The organism is Ruegeria sp. AN6, assembly GCF_056540425.1.
In genome coordinates this window covers 104,360-118,226 of sequence record NZ_JBQFWR010000008.1, presented here as the reverse complement: position 1 = coordinate 118,226, position 13,867 = coordinate 104,360, and the positions used below count along the sequence as shown (strand labels likewise).

The window sequence follows — 13,867 nt, the reverse complement described above, 5'->3', positions numbered from 1 at the left end:
CCGCGCAGAGGATCAAGACAAATGTTCCAACAGAGCCTTTGCCGCTGCCTGTTCTGCCTGCCGTTTGGAGCCAGCGGTAGCTTGTGCCTCGGTCCCGTCCTGCAGTCGCGCGGCGATGGTGAAGATCGGGGCGTGGTCGGGGCCAGTGCGTTTGACTTCGACGTAAGCTGGCGGCTTCTGACCGCGGGCCTGCGCCCATTCCTGCAACGAGGTTTTGGCGTCGCGCGCGTCAGCCTCGACCTTGTGGATGCGGTCGCCCCAGAGGGCGAGGATCACGTCTCGGGCGGCCTCGAACCCTGCGTCGCGATAGATGGCAGCTATGACCGCCTCCATCGCGTCGCCCAGAAGGGCCTGTTTGCGACGGCCCCCGGAGAGCATCTCGGACCGGCCCAATTTCAGGACTGCCCCCAGATCGATCTGGCGGGCCACATCAGCACAGGCCTCTTTGCGCACCAGCGCATTGAACCGGGGGGCCAGCTGGCCTTCGGAGGCTTTTCTGTCCGCCTCAAGCAGTGCTGTGGCCATGACGAGACCCAGCACCCGGTCGCCCAGAAATTCCAGCCTTTGGTTGTCGGGGCGCGTGGCAGAAGACACTGAGCCGTGGGTCAGCGCGCGCACCAACAGTTCGGGGTCGGAAAACTCATACCCCAAGCGTTTCTGGAACGCCTTTATCTCGGCCGATAGCTTCAATTGACCGCCTTGAAGAAGCGATCACCGCGCCATGTCCAGAAGAACAGCATCGAGCGACCTGCGGACGAGAACATGATCCGGTCGGCGCGTCCGATCAGGTTTTCGAAAGGTACAAAACCCACGCCGCCCGCGGATTGCGGCAGGCGGCTGTCTGCCGAGTTGTCGCGGTTGTCGCCCATGAAGAAATAGTGGCCTTCAGGCACAATGTAGATGCCCGTGTTGTCCGAACCCTGACTACCGATATTCAGCACATCATAGGAGACGCCGTTAGGCAGGGTTTCGATCAGGCGAGACTTTTCGCACAAACCACCAATACCCACGGGGCCGTTTTCACAGCGCGGGCGCAGACCTTGCGGGCCCTGCGGTTCGGCGATCTCGGTGAACACGCCGTCAGGTTGCTGAGGCACCGGCGTATCATTCAGAATGATCTGGCCCTGACGAATTTGGATGCGGTCGCCCGGTAAGCCGATCAGGCGTTTGATATAGTCACGGCCAGTGATGGGATGGCGGAAGACGATGACATCACCCCGCTCAGGCTCACCGCCCAAAATGCGAGTGTTTTCATCGCCCTGCATCCAGCCACAGATATCTTCGGCATCGATGTTCAGACCGACGCTGGGGATGATCAGGCTGGGGCAGGAAGCGTAGGAGTATCCGTAAGCCATCTTGTTGACGAAGAGGAAGTCTCCGATCAGCAACGTCTGCTTCATCGAACCGGAGGGAATCCAGAACGGTTGAAAGAACAGGGTGCGGAAAACGCCCGCGATCAGCAGGGCGTAGACGATGGTTTTGATCGTCTCCCAAACGGCGTTTCCGGATTTGGCTTCCTCGGCCATACTGCTCTCTCCAGTCTATGCGTGGTTGGGGTGCTACATGCGTGTCAGGTGGGGGCAAGTCAAGGCTGCGCGGGCGCTTCTTGAAGCGGGCGAGCCTCGATCACCACAAAGGCCTGCGCCCAGGGGTGATCATCGGTCAGGGTGACGTGAATGATCGCCTCGTGTCCTTCGGGGGTTAGTTCTTTCAGGCGCTCGGCGGCCCAGCCGGTGACATGCATGACGGGTTGGCCTGTGCGCAGGTTGGTCACCGCCATGTCCTTCCACGCGATGCCCATGCGTAGACCGGTGCCCAAGGCTTTCGAGCACGCCTCTTTCGCGGCCCAGCGCTTGGCATAGGTTCCAGCGGTGTCAGCGCGGCGTTCGGCCTTGCGCTGCTCGGTCTCAGTGAAAACGCGGTTGCGGAACCGGTCGCCGAACCGGTCGAGTGTGCCTTGGATACGGTCGATATTGGCGAGGTCGGTTCCGATTCCGAGGATCATGTCAAACCTCCAGCACCACAGTACCGAGCTTTTGACCGGCCTCGACCATAGCGTGTGCTTTTGCGGCCTCGCTGAGATCTCCACCGGGGACTACGGCGTGGGACAGTGCGCCTTGCTCCAACCACTGGCCTAAATGCGCTTCGCCGCGACGGCGGGCGGCGGGGTCGAGTTGGTAGACGATCAGCATATGCAGGCGGACGTTCTTGAACATGAAGCCGTAGAAATCCAGTTCCGGCTTCATTTGTGAGGCCGAGGCATAGCTGGCGATGGTGCCGCCGGGGCGGATCATCGAAAGGGAAGCGGGCTGGTTGGCGGCGAAATCGACCTCGACGATGCGGTCTACGCCTGCACCGCTGGTCATGTCCATCACCACCTCAACCACATCCTGCGTGCGGTAGTTGACCCACTCTGCCGCGCCGGAGTGGGCCGCTTTTTCATCTGAACTGACGGTGGTGATAACGCGCGCGCCGCCCAGCGCTGCCATCTGGCAGGCGTAGCGCCCGACCGTGCCAGCTCCGCCGGTCACTAGCACGGTCTGGTTGGTTATCGGTCCATCACGATACAGCGCGTACCACGCGGTCATGGCGGGGATGCCGAAACAGGCGCCTTCGGCAAAGCTGGTGGTGTCGGGCAGAAACACAGCCTGATCGGCAGGCAGCGCGATGTATTCGGCCCCGGTGCCCAAGGCGCGTTGCCATTGGCCGTTCCAGATCCAGACACGTTCGCCGACGCGCGCGGGATCGACCCCTTCGCCTACGGCCTCTATCACGCCGGCTCCGTCCGAGTGGGGGACGACCAGCGGGTATTGCATCACCGCGCCCGGACGCGCGCCGCTGCGCAGCTTGACATCTGAGGGGTTGATGCCGCTGGCGTGGACACGGACCAGAACGTCGCCTGCGCCCGGCTCAGGCGTGGGCAGCTCGACCAACTCAAGGACATCCGCCGCCGCACCAAATCTGCGATAGGTGATTGCTTTCATGACAGTCCCTCGTCTCCTATTGGTCAACCGTGTCAGGCATTTCCAGATCGAACACCAAGACGCCCTCGGCCCCGTCCACACACAGCGCGACAAGCCGTGCGCCAAGTTGCTGGTGAGTTTCGTCACTGGCATAACGCCGCAGGTCGACCTCAGCCGCGAAATCCAGCGTGAAGCCGTAGGGATAGCTTGGAGATTTCGCCTCAAAGTCGCGGTTAGGGCCATGAAAGAAGCCCCCGCAGCCCGGCAAGCGGTCTGCGACCGCGCTCAGCCCCTCCATCACGGCGGCAAGCTCTACCGCGTCATGATCGGGCCTGAGGCGCAGCATCACGCAATGTCGGATCATCCTTGCACCCCAGAGGTCATGACAAGCGCACCGTGAGGATCTTGTAGCTAGCGACGCCAAAGAAGCCCGCGAAGGCGAAATCAAACCAACGGCGGGCGCGGCGATAGGCGTTGACCATGCGTGCAGAGGAGAACAGGAAAGCGTAGCCGATGAAGATCAGCAGCGACCCTGCATAGAGCATGGCGAAATAGCCCAGCAGCATAGCAAGGCTCGCATCGTTGGGCGCGACGATGGCGTAGATCGAGCCCCAGCTCAGGATCGCCTTTGGATTGGTCAAGTGGATCGCCGCCCCTTTGGCGAAGATGGTGGACAGAGTGCCGGTGACCGGGTTTCCCAAAGCAACCTCATCCGAGGACAGCGCGCGGCGCAGGGCCTTGAACGCCAGCCAGCCCAGATAAGCGACGCCGATATAGCGGATCACCTCAAACACCCAGACATTGGCCAGCATGATCGCAGACAACCCCAAAGCTGCGGCAATCCCCCACGCAGCAGAACCCGCACAGATACCCAGCGCAAAGGTCAGACCGGCGGTGCGGCCCTCATTCATCGCAGTACCCGCGATGCCCATCGTGGCAGGGCCCGGAGAGCCTCCAGCCATCAGCCAGGCAATCCAGATCGCCACAAAACCAGGGGTGATCATGCCCGCGCCTCGTCCATCAGGCGGCGCATTTCGTGGACCGCTGGTGTAAGGCCGCGGAAGATGGACTCGCCGATCAGGAAGTGGCCGATATTCAGCTCACGCACTTCGGGTAAGGCGGCGACGGGTTGCACGGTTTCATAGGTCAGGCCGTGGCCTGCGTGGACCTCAAGGCCTAGTGAATGGGCATAGGCGGACATTTCGCGCAGGGCTTCGAGCTCGCGCGCGGATTCGTCCGGTTTGCCCTCGGCATGGAAATCGCAATAGGCGCCGGTGTGCAGCTCGATCACCTCGGCCCCGATGCGATGGGCGGCGTCGATCTGGCGCTGATCTGCGGCGATGAAAATCGACACGCGGCAACCAGCATCGCGCAAGGGGGCAATGAAATGGGCCAGCTTGTTTTCCTCGCGCGCAACTTCTAACCCGCCTTCGGTTGTGCGTTCCTCGCGCTTTTCGGGAACGATGCAGACAGCGTGTGGCTTATGGCGCAGGGCGATTTTCTGCATCTCGTCCGTCGCGGCCATCTCGAAGTTCAGCGGTACCGACAAGATATCCATCAACCCGTCGATATCGGCATCCGAGATGTGGCGGCGATCTTCTCGCAGATGTGCTGTGATGCCATCGGCCCCGGCCTCTTCCGCGATCCGGGCGGCGCGTAGTGGGTCGGGATAGGCCCCGCCGCGCGCATTCCGCACAGTGGCTACGTGGTCGATATTCACGCCCAGACGCAAACGGTTGTCAGACATCTTTCGAATCCTTCATTGTCCCTGAAGACGAGCCTAGTGGGTTTGTCACTGAAACGTCAGCCTCTGCCTGTGCCAAACGTTTGATTTGTTCAAACTTTGCTTTGATCCGGGAGCGGCGGCGCTGCTGGTATGTGCGGATCAGCGGCAGGCTGAGATAACCGCAGACCACACCAGCCACAACGCCCGGAATGACACCGCCAACCATGTAAGGAAAGAATACATCGTCATAGAAGCGGCTGAGCCCATGCCAGTCAGCTTCGCGGCCGGTGAACATCGCAATGCAATTGTCTTTGAGATCACCCATCGCATCGGCGAATTTCCCCATCAACCCGTGCGTGTCGTGCTCACGATATCGGGTACCCAACAGGAAATGTCCGGTTTGCAAGCTCACCACCCCGATCGGCACATAGGTCAGAGGATTGCCGAAGAATGTTCCGCTGAGGGCAGCCAATATGTTGCCATTGAGCAATCGAGCCAGCACAGCGGCGACGAGAAAATGCAAACCATAAAATGGTGTAAACGAGGCAAACACCCCTGCCCCGATGCCACGCGCGATGCGTTCAGGGGTGTCAGGCAGGCGGCGCACCCGATGTTTGACATAGTGAAAGGCACGGGTCCAACCACCGCGCGGATAGACAAACTCTGACGCGACTTGGACAGGCGAGCGGCGATCTCGGCGCTTGAAAACCACTCGTGATCACCCCTTCTCAGCCAGCCGCGACAGCAGTTTTCTTGCTTTCCCGATACCGTTCGACTGCGGCAACATCGCTTTCTGCCTCAAGCATAAGCATCAGCGAATGCAGTTGTTCAAGATCGCGCAGTTCGACGTTGATCATCAGACGGTAAAAATCAGGTTTGCGGTCGACGAATTCGAGGTTCGAAATATTGGCCTTTTTCTCTCCTATCAATGTGCAAATACGCCCCAGTACCCCGGCATCGTTACCGATAGTCAGATCAAGCGTCGCTCCATAGACAGCCGGGTGCGTGCCCGCATGCCAGTGCAGATCGACCCAGCGCTCGGGTTCATTTTCGAACTCGGTCAGACGGTCGCAATCGATGGCGTGCACCTCAACGCCCCTGCCGCGATATGTGATGCCAACGATGCGTTCACCCGGCAATGGCTGGCAACAAGGCGCACGGTCGAATTTCTGGCCGGGCTCAAGCCCGATCACAGCGCGGCGGGGCGAAATCGCGTCGCCATCATCCTTGGTGAGCTCGGGATATACAGCCTCGACTACCTCATGGGCGGTCAGTTCGGCGCTGCCCAGACGGGCCAACAATTCGTGTCGGTCTTTCAATCGCAGGTGTTTTGCAGCGGTATCCAATGCCTTGTCGGTGGCCTTGCGGCCGACGTTTTCAAACCCGGCGCGGGCCAATTCTTTACCCAGCTTGATGAAGCGTTCCCGGTCAACCTCTCGCAAGGCGCGGCGGATCGAGGTGCGGGCCTTGCCGGTGACGGCGATCTCAAGCCATGTGACCTGTGGGCTCTGGCCATCGGCGGTGATGATATCCACCGATTGTCCGTTCTTGAGCCGGGTCCAGAGCGGCACACGAATTCCATCCACCTTGGCCCCAACACAGGCATGGCCGATACGGGTGTGGATCGCATAAGCAAAATCGATCGGTGTTGCCCCGCGCGGCAGTTTCACCACGTCGCCCTTAGGGGTGAAACAGAACACCTGGTCCGAATACATTTCGAGCTTGACCGCTTCGAGGAAGTCTTCGTGATCATCCTCGCTGTCGAACTGTTCCGTCAGGTTTGCGATCCATTTTGCCGGGTCCACGGCAAAAGGGTTTTCGGACCGGACACCATCGCGATAGGACCAGTGCGCTGCCACGCCGGTTTCTGCAACGTCGTGCATCTGGCGGGTGCGGATCTGAACCTCGACCCGTTTACCGTCGCGCCCGGACACAGTCGTGTGGATCGAGCGATAACCGTTCGATTTCGGCTGGCTGATATAGTCCTTGAACCGACCCGGCACCGCGCGCCAGCGCTGGTGGATCGCGCCGAGGGTGCGATAGCAGTCTTCCTCGGACCCGGTAATGATACGGAACCCATAGATGTCGGACAGGCGCGAGAAGCCTTGGTCTTTCTCCTGCATCTTGCGCCAGATCGAATAGGGTTTCTTGGCACGGCCAAAGACTTCGGCCTCGATCCCGGCTTTTTCCAGCTCGTGCCGCATGTCGCCGGTGATGCGGTGGATCACGTCGCCGGTTTCACGCTGCAAGGTGATGAAGCGGCGGATGATCGACTGGCGGCCTTCGGGATTCAGGACACGAAAGGCGAGATCTTCCAGTTCCTCGCGCATCCATTGCATCCCCATGCGACCCGCAAGCGGTGCGTAGATATCCATCGTCTCGCGCGCTTTTTGCACCTGCTTTTCGGGGCGCATCGCCTTGATGGTGCGCATATTGTGCAGACGGTCGGCGAGCTTGACCAGAATGACCCTCAGGTCCTTGGACATGGCCATGAACAGTTTGCGGAAGTTTTCGGCCTGCTTGGTCTCGCGGCTGGAAAGCTGCAGGTTGGTCAGCTTGGTGACGCCATCGACCAGCTTGGCGACCTCATCGCCGAACAGCTCGGAAACCTTGCCATAGCTGGCTTTGGTGTCTTCGATCGTGTCGTGCAGCAGGGCCGTTATGATGGTCGCATCATCCAGACGCTGTTCGGTCAGGATGGCGGCAACGGCAACAGGGTGCGAGAAATAGGGCTCGCCAGAGTGGCGGAACTGCCCTTCATGCATCTGAAGGCCAAATTCATAGGCCCGTTCGATGCGCTCGGCATTTGTCTTGGGGTTGTAATTGCGGACCAGCGCAATCAGGTCTTCTGCTGAAATCATCCGGTCCGCACCTTTGTCGCTGGGAATTACCCCTGGCCCTGAGCCTCCATCAGAGCGCGCAGGAGCTTTTCTTCGGACATGTCGTCATCCGCAGGCTTGTCAGATTCCGCACCCATCAGCAGCGCCATCTGATCTTCTTCAGGCTCATCCACCTCGATCTGGGTCTGGTTGGCCTCGATCAGACGCTCGCGCAGCTCATCAGCGCTTTGAGTTTCATCGGCGATTTCGCGCAGCGAGACAACGGGGTTCTTGTCGTTGTCGCGATCAACAGTGATCGGGCCACCGGCGGAAATCTCGCGCGCCCGGTGGGCTGCAAGCATCACCAGTTCGAACCGGTTCGGGACCTTGTCTACACAATCTTCGACCGTAACGCGGGCCATGGGGCGCTCTCCGTAAATGAATCCGTGGCAGGAAGGGGTTTATCTAAGCGCGAATCCCCGCCTTGACAAGCAGGAAATGCCGCAAATGCGAGGATCACAGAGGCTTAACCTCTGCCACGTCCTCGCGTGGCAGTGCGGCAACCATCTGAGAGACTGTCTTGTCCAGTACTGGATGGCGCCAATCGGGGGCAACATCTGCCATCGGCACCAACACAAATGCGCGGTCCTGCAGACGTGGATGCGGCAGGATCAAGTGTTCCGGTGCGGATATGGCCTGTTCTTCATGCGGAAGGGTCAGCCAGCGGTGATATTCCACATCATCCGGTAGCACCAAATCGTCCCAACAGACCAGATCAAGGTCCAGCGTGCGCATCCCCCAACGCTGTTCGCGGGCGCGCTCGAAATCATGTTCGATACGGTGCAGCAGCGCCAGAACCTCGTGCGGGCTCTGATCCGTTTCAATCGAAACCGCCGCATTAACGTAGTCTGGCCCAGCCCCCGCAGGAAAGCAGGGTGTGGCAAAAAACCGACTTTTTCCGCGAATCACCAAGCCAGCCTCGGCCATTGCGGCCAATGATTGCTCAAGTGTCACCTTGGGCCCATTACCTCTCAGACTGAGATTTGCACCAAGGGCAATGACCGCTTTTGACAAAGATTTGTCCACTTCTAACCCCATATTCGGAACAGAGAATGCTTGCGATGTAGGCAAAAAGGCCTATTTTGGAGGCACCATTGCACTGACCAATTCATTTTCACTCACGGAGCTCACGGTGCGGTGGCTTATACCGGAAGGACCATTTTATGTTTTACAAGGACGAACGGCTAGCGCTGTTCATCGACGGCTCGAATCTTTATGCAGCCGCCAAAGCACTGGGGTTTGACATCGACTACAAGTTGCTGCGCCAAGAATTCATGCGCAGAGGCAAACTGCTTAGAGCTTTCTACTACACAGCGCTACTGGAAAATGACGAGTATTCGCCGATTAGACCTTTGGTGGACTGGCTGCATTACAACGGCTTCACCATGGTCACCAAACCGGCCAAAGAATACACCGACAGCATGGGGCGTCGGAAAGTCAAAGGAAACATGGACATCGAGTTGACCGTCGATGCTATGGAACTGGCACCACGTGTAGATCATATCGTGCTGTTCTCGGGCGATGGGGATTTCCGCCCGCTGATTGCCAGCCTGCAGCGTCAGGGCGTGCGCGTTTCGGTTGTCTCGACCATTCGCAGCCAGCCCCCGATGATTTCGGACGAGCTGCGCCGTCAGGCCGACAACTTTATCGAGCTGGAGGACCTGCGCGACGTGATCGGAAGACCTCCGCGCGAGATGCCGCTTGAACCGCGCAGCGTCGCCGCTGCGGGCGGTCAGTAACACCAAGCCCGATTACCCACTCACGATGTGGGGCGATGAAATGTACGGCCAGGGCTGAAAGCCCTGGCCGCGCTACTTTTAAAGGGATAGGTGCTAAAAACATCCCTTTGCTAACAGCGATTCATGTCAGGTAAATGACGTGCTGCTGTCTGGACCATGGCAATGAAAAGACCTAGGTGTCTCAGTCAAGGAGACCGCCCATGACCAAGCCACCACTGATATTGTATCTTGCCGCCCCACGCGGGTTTTGCGCCGGAGTGGATCGGGCCATCAAGATCGTTGAAATGGCTCTGCAGAAATGGGGCGCGCCGGTCTATGTGCGTCACGAGATCGTGCATAACAAATTCGTTGTAGATGGGCTGCGCGCCAAGGGTGCGGTGTTCGTCGAAGAACTGGACGAATGTCCAAACGACCGCCCGGTGATATTTTCCGCCCACGGTGTACCAAAATCCGTACCTGCCACTGCCGCCCAGCGCGAGATGATCTATGTCGACGCCACCTGTCCGCTAGTGTCTAAGGTGCATGTCGAGGCGCAGCGCCACGCCGATGCCGGGCTGCAGATGATCATGATCGGTCACAAAGGCCATCCCGAAACTATCGGCACCATGGGACAACTGCCTGAAGGCGAGGTGCTGCTGGTTGAAACGGTTGAGGACGTGTCGCAGGTTGCTGTGCGGGATCCCGATAAACTGGCTTTTGTCACCCAAACCACTCTGTCGGTGGATGACACAAAGGATATCATTGCAGCGTTAGAAGCCCGGTTCCCCGCCATCGTTGGGCCGCATAAAGAAGATATCTGCTATGCAACCACCAACCGGCAGGAAGCGGTAAAAGCGGTTGCGCCGAAATCCGATGCGCTGCTGGTGGTCGGAGCGCCGAATTCGTCAAACTCGCGCCGTCTGGTCGAGGTCGCCTCACGTGCGGGCTGCAACTATGCACAGCTTGTCCAACGCGCGACTGAGATCGATTGGCGGGCGCTGGAGGGTATCGCGAGCGTTGCGGTTACTGCAGGGGCCTCGGCCCCCGAAGTATTAGTGAACGAGGTTATCGAAGCCTTCCGCGACCATTATGACGTGACGGTCGAGCTAGTCGAAACCGCGACAGAAAACGTAGAGTTCAAAGTGCCGCGTGTTCTGCGGGTGCCTGCATGACTCAGGACAAACGCACGATTGACGCCTACACTGCGCGGGTCGCCGATTATCTGAAAATCCCCCTGCCCCCCGAACAGCTTGAGGCCCGGCAGGCCTTTGCGGATGCGGTCGAGGCGGGCGGATATGTATTGGATCTGGGCTCGGGGCCCGGATCGGACAGCGCGTTTTTGATGCGCAAAGGGCTAAAGGTGCGGGCGCTGGATGCCACGCCGGCCTTTGTCGAACACGCACGCGACAATGGCGTCGATGCCTATCTGGGCACTTTCGATGACGTCACCGAAGCCAAGGAATATGACGGCGTTTATGCCAGCTTTTCGCTACTGCACGCGCCCCGATCCGATTTCCCGCGTCATCTAAGCGCGATCCACAAGGCACTGAAATCCGGCGGTCAGTTGTTTCTGGGCATGAAGCTTGGAACGGGTGAGCATCGCGACGATATTAACCGCTATTATACCTATTATACTCAGCCCGAGATAGAAGAGGCTCTGACCACGGCCGGGTTCACCATCGACCGCACCGTGCAGGGGATCGGCAAAGGTCTCGCCGGGTCTTATGACGGGTTCATTCTGGTGTTTGCCCATGCCTGATTTGTTTGCCTATACCGATGGCGCCTGTTCCGGCAATCCCGGCCCCGGTGGCTGGGGCGTGCTGCTACGCGCGATGGATGGTGATACCGTTCTGAAAGAGCGCGAATTGAATGGCGGAGAGGCCGAGACCACCAACAACCGGATGGAACTGTTGGCTGCGATCAGCGCGCTGGAAACGCTAGAGCGAGCATCTGTGATCACCATCGTCACCGACAGCGCCTATGTAAAAAATGGCGTCACCGGCTGGATTTTCGGTTGGAAGCGAAACGGCTGGAAGACCTCGAACAAGAAGCCGGTCAAGAATGTTGATCTGTGGCAGCGGCTGGATGAGGCGCAAGAGCGGCATCAGGTGACTTGGGAATGGGTCAAGGGCCACGCAGGCCACCCCGAGAATGAGCGCGCGGATGAACTGGCGCGTGCGGGCATGGCACCGTTTAAGCCCAAAAAGGCGCAGGCGTGAGCGGGCTTGCCCTGCTGGATTATGCCTCGGTTCTGGTCTTTGCGCTGACCGGGGCCTTGGTCGCCAGCCGGGCGCAGCTGGATCTGGTGGGGTTTGCCTTCATCGCCTGCCTGACAGCGGTGGGCGGCGGCACGGTGCGCGACCTGCTGCTGGATCGACATCCCGTGTTTTGGATCGGGCAACCCGACTATATCCTGATTGCCTGCGGCGCCGCAGTGCTGGTGTTCTTCACTGCACATCTGGTTGAAAGCCGGTATAATTGGCTGATTTGGCTGGACAGTTTTGCCCTGTCCATCGCGGTGGCTGCAGGCACGGGTGCGGCCCTGTCGCTGGGACAGGCCGGCGTCATTGTGGTGCTGATGGGTGTGACCACCGGTTGCCTCGGCGGGCTGATGCGCGATGTGGTCTGCAATGAGGTGCCGCTGGTGTTGAAACAGGGTCAGCTTTATGTTTCCTGCGCCTTTGCCGGTGCGTTGACAGCGGTATTGGCGGCTCAGTTTGGGTTAACCGGCCTGCCTGCATTGGGGCTATGCGCCTTGGTCTGCTGGTCGCTGCGGGCCGGATCGCTGCTGTTCGGTTGGCAGTTGCCGGTTTACAAGGCCCGACCGCCTCGGCAATAGGGTACAAACAGACACGAGAACGCTATGACCCCCCGACTTTCATTTCTTGCGGCAACGCTGCTGCTGGCGGCTTGTGCAGATCACTACACCCCGGTCAGCTTCAGGACCGAAGGGGATCAGATCGTGGCGTCCGGCACGATCGACCACACAACGCTCAGCGCATTTGAAGAGGTGATGGACGAAAACCCCGGGATCAAGACACTGGTGCTGCAAAATATCGAAGGCTCGGTCGATGATGACTCAAATGTGGTCTTCAGCCGCGTGGTGCGCGAGGAAGGGTTCAATACGGTCGTTCCATCAAACGGTTTGGTCGCCTCTGGCGGAACTGACCTGTTTCTGGCCGGTAACCGGCGGGTGCTGGAACCCGGCGCCTGTGTGGGGGTTCACAGTTGGGGTGGTGGAGGTTACGTGGCCTCGGAACTGCCCGAAGGTCATCCTGAACATGACCGGTATCTTGATTATTTCGCAGATATCGGCGTCGACCCGGACTTCTACTGGTTCACGCTGGATGCCGCATCCGAGGATGAAATGCACTGGATGACCGCATCTGAGGCGAACCGGTACGACATGACAACGAGCGCGGCCCCAAGACTTGGGACCGCCGCAATCTGTGATGAGCGCTAGCGCGTCAGCAGCCGTGCGCCGATCTCTTTGACGAATTTCGCCGCCACCATGGCGGTCATTCCATAAGGGTCGCGGTGCGGGTTTAACTCGACAATATCCGCGCCGACCAGTTGACCCTTGAACCGATGGATCAGGTCGATCACCTCACGCGTGCTGAGGCCGCCGGGTTCGTGATGCGAAACACCCGGAGCAAAGGCCGGGTCCAGCGCGTCGAGGTCCAGTGACAAGTAAACCGGGCCGTCAAAACTGATCTCCAGATCTGCGCGCCAGTTGCGCATGTCGATCACCTCAACCCCGAACTTATCGGCCTGTTCCTGTTGGTGCTTGTTCATGGTGCGGATGCCGACCTGAACGAGGCGATTGATCTTGCCGGTCTCCATCACGCGGGCGAAGGGACAGCCATGGCCCAGCGGGCCGATCTGCTGGCTGTCATAAAGGTCGGGATGTGAGTCGATATGCAGGATATTCAGCCCCTTATACCGGTCCGCATGCGCCTTGATCAGCGGATAGGCCACCGAGTGATCACCGCCCAGCGAGAGCAGCCGTGCACCGGTTTCGATCCGGGCAGCCGCGCCGGCCTCGATCCGGTTGATGGGCTCCTGCCCCATCATCTCGAACACATCCAGATCGCCGGTGTCCTTGAAGCGGTCGGTTGCGCCCAGATCGGTGCCATCCTCAGCCGTTAGATTCGCCGCACCGGAATGCAACGCCTCGCGAATACGGCCCGGGGCAAAGGCGGGGCCTTGCAGGAACGAGGAATGCAGGTCCAGCGGCACCCCCATCAGGGCGACGTCACCGGTGGTCAGATCATGGGACATGAGGAACCTTTCGACAAAGTGTAGCCGGACACTGGTCGAAGATATGGGTGTGGGTCAAGCGGTCAGCGGCGGATATATGTCTGCCAGATCCAGATCACCAAAAGCGCCCCCAGAACGGCCCCGATAAAACCTGAGAGCCAGCCCATCACGGTGATGAGCGAGCGCAGGATCAAGCCGCCCACCAAAGCGCCGACGATGCCGATCAGCATGGTGGTTGGAATGTCGGCCTCGATCCGCATCAGACGCGTGGCAAGGAACCCTGCGGCGGCTCCGACGATGATCAGGGCGATGATCGGCATG

Annotated in this window: 19 protein-coding genes; 6 read left to right on the top strand and 13 right to left on the bottom strand. The window is 59.6% G+C overall.

All coding sequences use genetic code 11. The annotated features are described in order from the left end of the window. Positions 1-12: 12 nt before the first annotated feature. The 11 genes from rnc to folK all read right to left on the bottom strand — a co-directional run bounded on the left by rnc (position 13) and on the right by folK (position 8,606). On the bottom strand, positions 13-690 hold the full coding sequence (gene rnc, locus ACR0MQ_RS14015) for a ribonuclease III (protein ID WP_170771009.1): 678 nt from the start codon (positions 688-690) through the stop codon (positions 13-15). Beyond that, positions 687-1,526 (bottom strand): signal peptidase I, encoded by an 840-nt coding sequence (gene lepB, locus ACR0MQ_RS14010; RefSeq protein ID WP_170543061.1) that lies wholly within the window; start codon positions 1,524-1,526, stop codon positions 687-689. The genes rnc and lepB overlap by 4 nt, the downstream gene beginning before the upstream one ends. A 59-nt stretch (positions 1,527-1,585) precedes the next feature. Further along, entirely contained in the window at positions 1,586-2,005 is a 420-nt protein-coding gene (gene acpS / locus ACR0MQ_RS14005; protein ID WP_170771011.1) for a holo-ACP synthase, read from the bottom strand. A 1-nt stretch (position 2,006) separates the two neighbouring features. After that, positions 2,007-2,984 carry an NADPH:quinone reductase gene (locus ACR0MQ_RS14000; RefSeq protein ID WP_480608832.1) on the bottom strand — a complete coding sequence of 326 codons (978 nt, stop codon included), beginning with the start codon at positions 2,982-2,984 and terminating at the stop codon, positions 2,007-2,009. Positions 2,985-3,000: 16 nt separating this feature from the next. Next, the gene (locus ACR0MQ_RS13995) at positions 3,001-3,327 is read right to left on the bottom strand and encodes a Dabb family protein (protein ID WP_170771015.1); all 327 of its coding nucleotides are present in this window, start codon (positions 3,325-3,327) and stop codon (positions 3,001-3,003) included. Positions 3,328-3,343: 16 nt separating this feature from the next. Further along, the gene (locus tag ACR0MQ_RS13990; protein WP_170771017.1) at positions 3,344-3,967 is read right to left on the bottom strand and encodes a LysE family translocator; all 624 of its coding nucleotides are present in this window, start codon (positions 3,965-3,967) and stop codon (positions 3,344-3,346) included. Further along, positions 3,964-4,710 (bottom strand): pyridoxine 5'-phosphate synthase, encoded by a 747-nt coding sequence (locus ACR0MQ_RS13985; protein ID WP_170771018.1) that lies wholly within the window; start codon positions 4,708-4,710, stop codon positions 3,964-3,966. Before ACR0MQ_RS13985 ends, ACR0MQ_RS13990 begins: the two co-directional genes overlap by 4 nt. Next, on the bottom strand, positions 4,703-5,401 hold the full coding sequence (locus ACR0MQ_RS13980; protein WP_170771021.1) for a DUF2062 domain-containing protein: 699 nt from the start codon (positions 5,399-5,401) through the stop codon (positions 4,703-4,705). Before ACR0MQ_RS13980 ends, ACR0MQ_RS13985 begins: the two co-directional genes overlap by 8 nt. A 16-nt stretch (positions 5,402-5,417) precedes the next feature. Then, the gene (locus ACR0MQ_RS13975; RefSeq protein WP_170771022.1) at positions 5,418-7,550 is read right to left on the bottom strand and encodes a RelA/SpoT family protein; all 2,133 of its coding nucleotides are present in this window, start codon (positions 7,548-7,550) and stop codon (positions 5,418-5,420) included. Between the two features lie 26 nt (positions 7,551-7,576). Beyond that, positions 7,577-7,930, bottom strand: a complete 354-nt coding sequence (gene rpoZ, locus ACR0MQ_RS13970) for a DNA-directed RNA polymerase subunit omega (protein WP_010437681.1) — start codon at positions 7,928-7,930, stop codon at positions 7,577-7,579. 94 nt (positions 7,931-8,024) lie between these two features. Then, positions 8,025-8,606, bottom strand: coding sequence for a 2-amino-4-hydroxy-6-hydroxymethyldihydropteridine diphosphokinase (folK, locus tag ACR0MQ_RS13965; protein WP_480608932.1), 582 nt, complete (start codon positions 8,604-8,606; stop codon positions 8,025-8,027). Positions 8,607-8,731: 125 nt separating this feature from the next. On the opposite strand from folK, the gene ACR0MQ_RS13960 reads away from it, so the two are divergent. The 6 genes from ACR0MQ_RS13960 to ACR0MQ_RS13935 all read left to right on the top strand — a co-directional run bounded on the left by ACR0MQ_RS13960 (position 8,732) and on the right by ACR0MQ_RS13935 (position 12,749). Next, positions 8,732-9,307 carry a LabA-like NYN domain-containing protein gene (locus tag ACR0MQ_RS13960; RefSeq protein ID WP_010437678.1) on the top strand — a complete coding sequence of 192 codons (576 nt, stop codon included), beginning with the start codon at positions 8,732-8,734 and terminating at the stop codon, positions 9,305-9,307. 200 nt (positions 9,308-9,507) lie between these two features. Further along, positions 9,508-10,458, top strand: coding sequence for a 4-hydroxy-3-methylbut-2-enyl diphosphate reductase (gene ispH, locus ACR0MQ_RS13955; protein WP_170475826.1), 951 nt, complete (start codon positions 9,508-9,510; stop codon positions 10,456-10,458). Next, a complete protein-coding gene (locus ACR0MQ_RS13950; RefSeq protein WP_170771026.1) occupies positions 10,455-11,045 on the top strand; it encodes a class I SAM-dependent methyltransferase in 591 nt (196 codons plus the stop codon). The genes ispH and ACR0MQ_RS13950 overlap by 4 nt, the downstream gene beginning before the upstream one ends. Beyond that, positions 11,038-11,505, top strand: coding sequence for a ribonuclease HI (gene rnhA / locus ACR0MQ_RS13945; RefSeq protein ID WP_170475822.1), 468 nt, complete (start codon positions 11,038-11,040; stop codon positions 11,503-11,505). The genes ACR0MQ_RS13950 and rnhA overlap by 8 nt, the downstream gene beginning before the upstream one ends. Then, on the top strand, positions 11,502-12,125 hold the full coding sequence (locus ACR0MQ_RS13940; protein WP_170771030.1) for a trimeric intracellular cation channel family protein: 624 nt from the start codon (positions 11,502-11,504) through the stop codon (positions 12,123-12,125). Before rnhA ends, ACR0MQ_RS13940 begins: the two co-directional genes overlap by 4 nt. A 24-nt stretch (positions 12,126-12,149) precedes the next feature. Beyond that, a complete protein-coding gene (locus ACR0MQ_RS13935) occupies positions 12,150-12,749 on the top strand; it encodes a Clp protease/crotonase-like domain-containing protein (RefSeq protein ID WP_170771032.1) in 600 nt (199 codons plus the stop codon). On the opposite strand, the gene speB is transcribed toward ACR0MQ_RS13935, so the two are convergent. Further along, positions 12,746-13,567: an agmatinase gene (gene speB, locus ACR0MQ_RS13930; protein WP_170771034.1), complete on the bottom strand. Its 822-nt coding sequence runs from the start codon at positions 13,565-13,567 to the stop codon at positions 12,746-12,748. The genes ACR0MQ_RS13935 and speB overlap by 4 nt on opposite strands. 62 nt (positions 13,568-13,629) lie before the next feature. After that, positions 13,630-13,866 carry a GlsB/YeaQ/YmgE family stress response membrane protein gene (locus ACR0MQ_RS13925; protein WP_170771036.1) on the bottom strand — a complete coding sequence of 79 codons (237 nt, stop codon included), beginning with the start codon at positions 13,864-13,866 and terminating at the stop codon, positions 13,630-13,632. Position 13,867 lies beyond the last annotated feature (1 nt).

Excerpts from the sequence above, each read along its gene's own strand:
- lepB (WP_170543061.1), bottom strand. The coding sequence starts at position 1,526 with ATGGCCGAGGAAGCCAAATCCGGAAACGCCGTTTGGGAGACGATCAAA.
- acpS (WP_170771011.1), bottom strand. The coding sequence starts at position 2,005 with ATGATCCTCGGAATCGGAACCGACCTCGCCAATATCGACCGTATCCAA.
- ACR0MQ_RS14000 (WP_480608832.1), bottom strand. The coding sequence starts at position 2,984 with ATGAAAGCAATCACCTATCGCAGATTTGGTGCGGCGGCGGATGTCCTT.
- ACR0MQ_RS13995 (WP_170771015.1), bottom strand. The coding sequence starts at position 3,327 with ATGATCCGACATTGCGTGATGCTGCGCCTCAGGCCCGATCATGACGCG.
- ACR0MQ_RS13990 (WP_170771017.1), bottom strand. The coding sequence starts at position 3,967 with ATGATCACCCCTGGTTTTGTGGCGATCTGGATTGCCTGGCTGATGGCT.
- ACR0MQ_RS13985 (WP_170771018.1), bottom strand. The coding sequence starts at position 4,710 with ATGTCTGACAACCGTTTGCGTCTGGGCGTGAATATCGACCACGTAGCC.
- ACR0MQ_RS13975 (WP_170771022.1), bottom strand. The coding sequence starts at position 7,550 with ATGATTTCAGCAGAAGACCTGATTGCGCTGGTCCGCAATTACAACCCC.
- rpoZ (WP_010437681.1), bottom strand. The coding sequence starts at position 7,930 with ATGGCCCGCGTTACGGTCGAAGATTGTGTAGACAAGGTCCCGAACCGG.
- folK (WP_480608932.1), bottom strand. The coding sequence starts at position 8,606 with ATGGGGTTAGAAGTGGACAAATCTTTGTCAAAAGCGGTCATTGCCCTT.
- ACR0MQ_RS13960 (WP_010437678.1), top strand. The coding sequence starts at position 8,732 with ATGTTTTACAAGGACGAACGGCTAGCGCTGTTCATCGACGGCTCGAAT.
- ispH (WP_170475826.1), top strand. The coding sequence starts at position 9,508 with ATGACCAAGCCACCACTGATATTGTATCTTGCCGCCCCACGCGGGTTT.
- ACR0MQ_RS13950 (WP_170771026.1), top strand. The coding sequence starts at position 10,455 with ATGACTCAGGACAAACGCACGATTGACGCCTACACTGCGCGGGTCGCC.
- rnhA (WP_170475822.1), top strand. The coding sequence starts at position 11,038 with ATGCCTGATTTGTTTGCCTATACCGATGGCGCCTGTTCCGGCAATCCC.
- ACR0MQ_RS13935 (WP_170771032.1), top strand. The coding sequence starts at position 12,150 with ATGACCCCCCGACTTTCATTTCTTGCGGCAACGCTGCTGCTGGCGGCT.
- speB (WP_170771034.1), bottom strand. The coding sequence starts at position 13,567 with ATGTCCCATGATCTGACCACCGGTGACGTCGCCCTGATGGGGGTGCCG.
- ACR0MQ_RS13925 (WP_170771036.1), bottom strand. The coding sequence starts at position 13,866 with ATGCCGATCATCGCCCTGATCATCGTCGGAGCCGCCGCAGGGTTCCTT.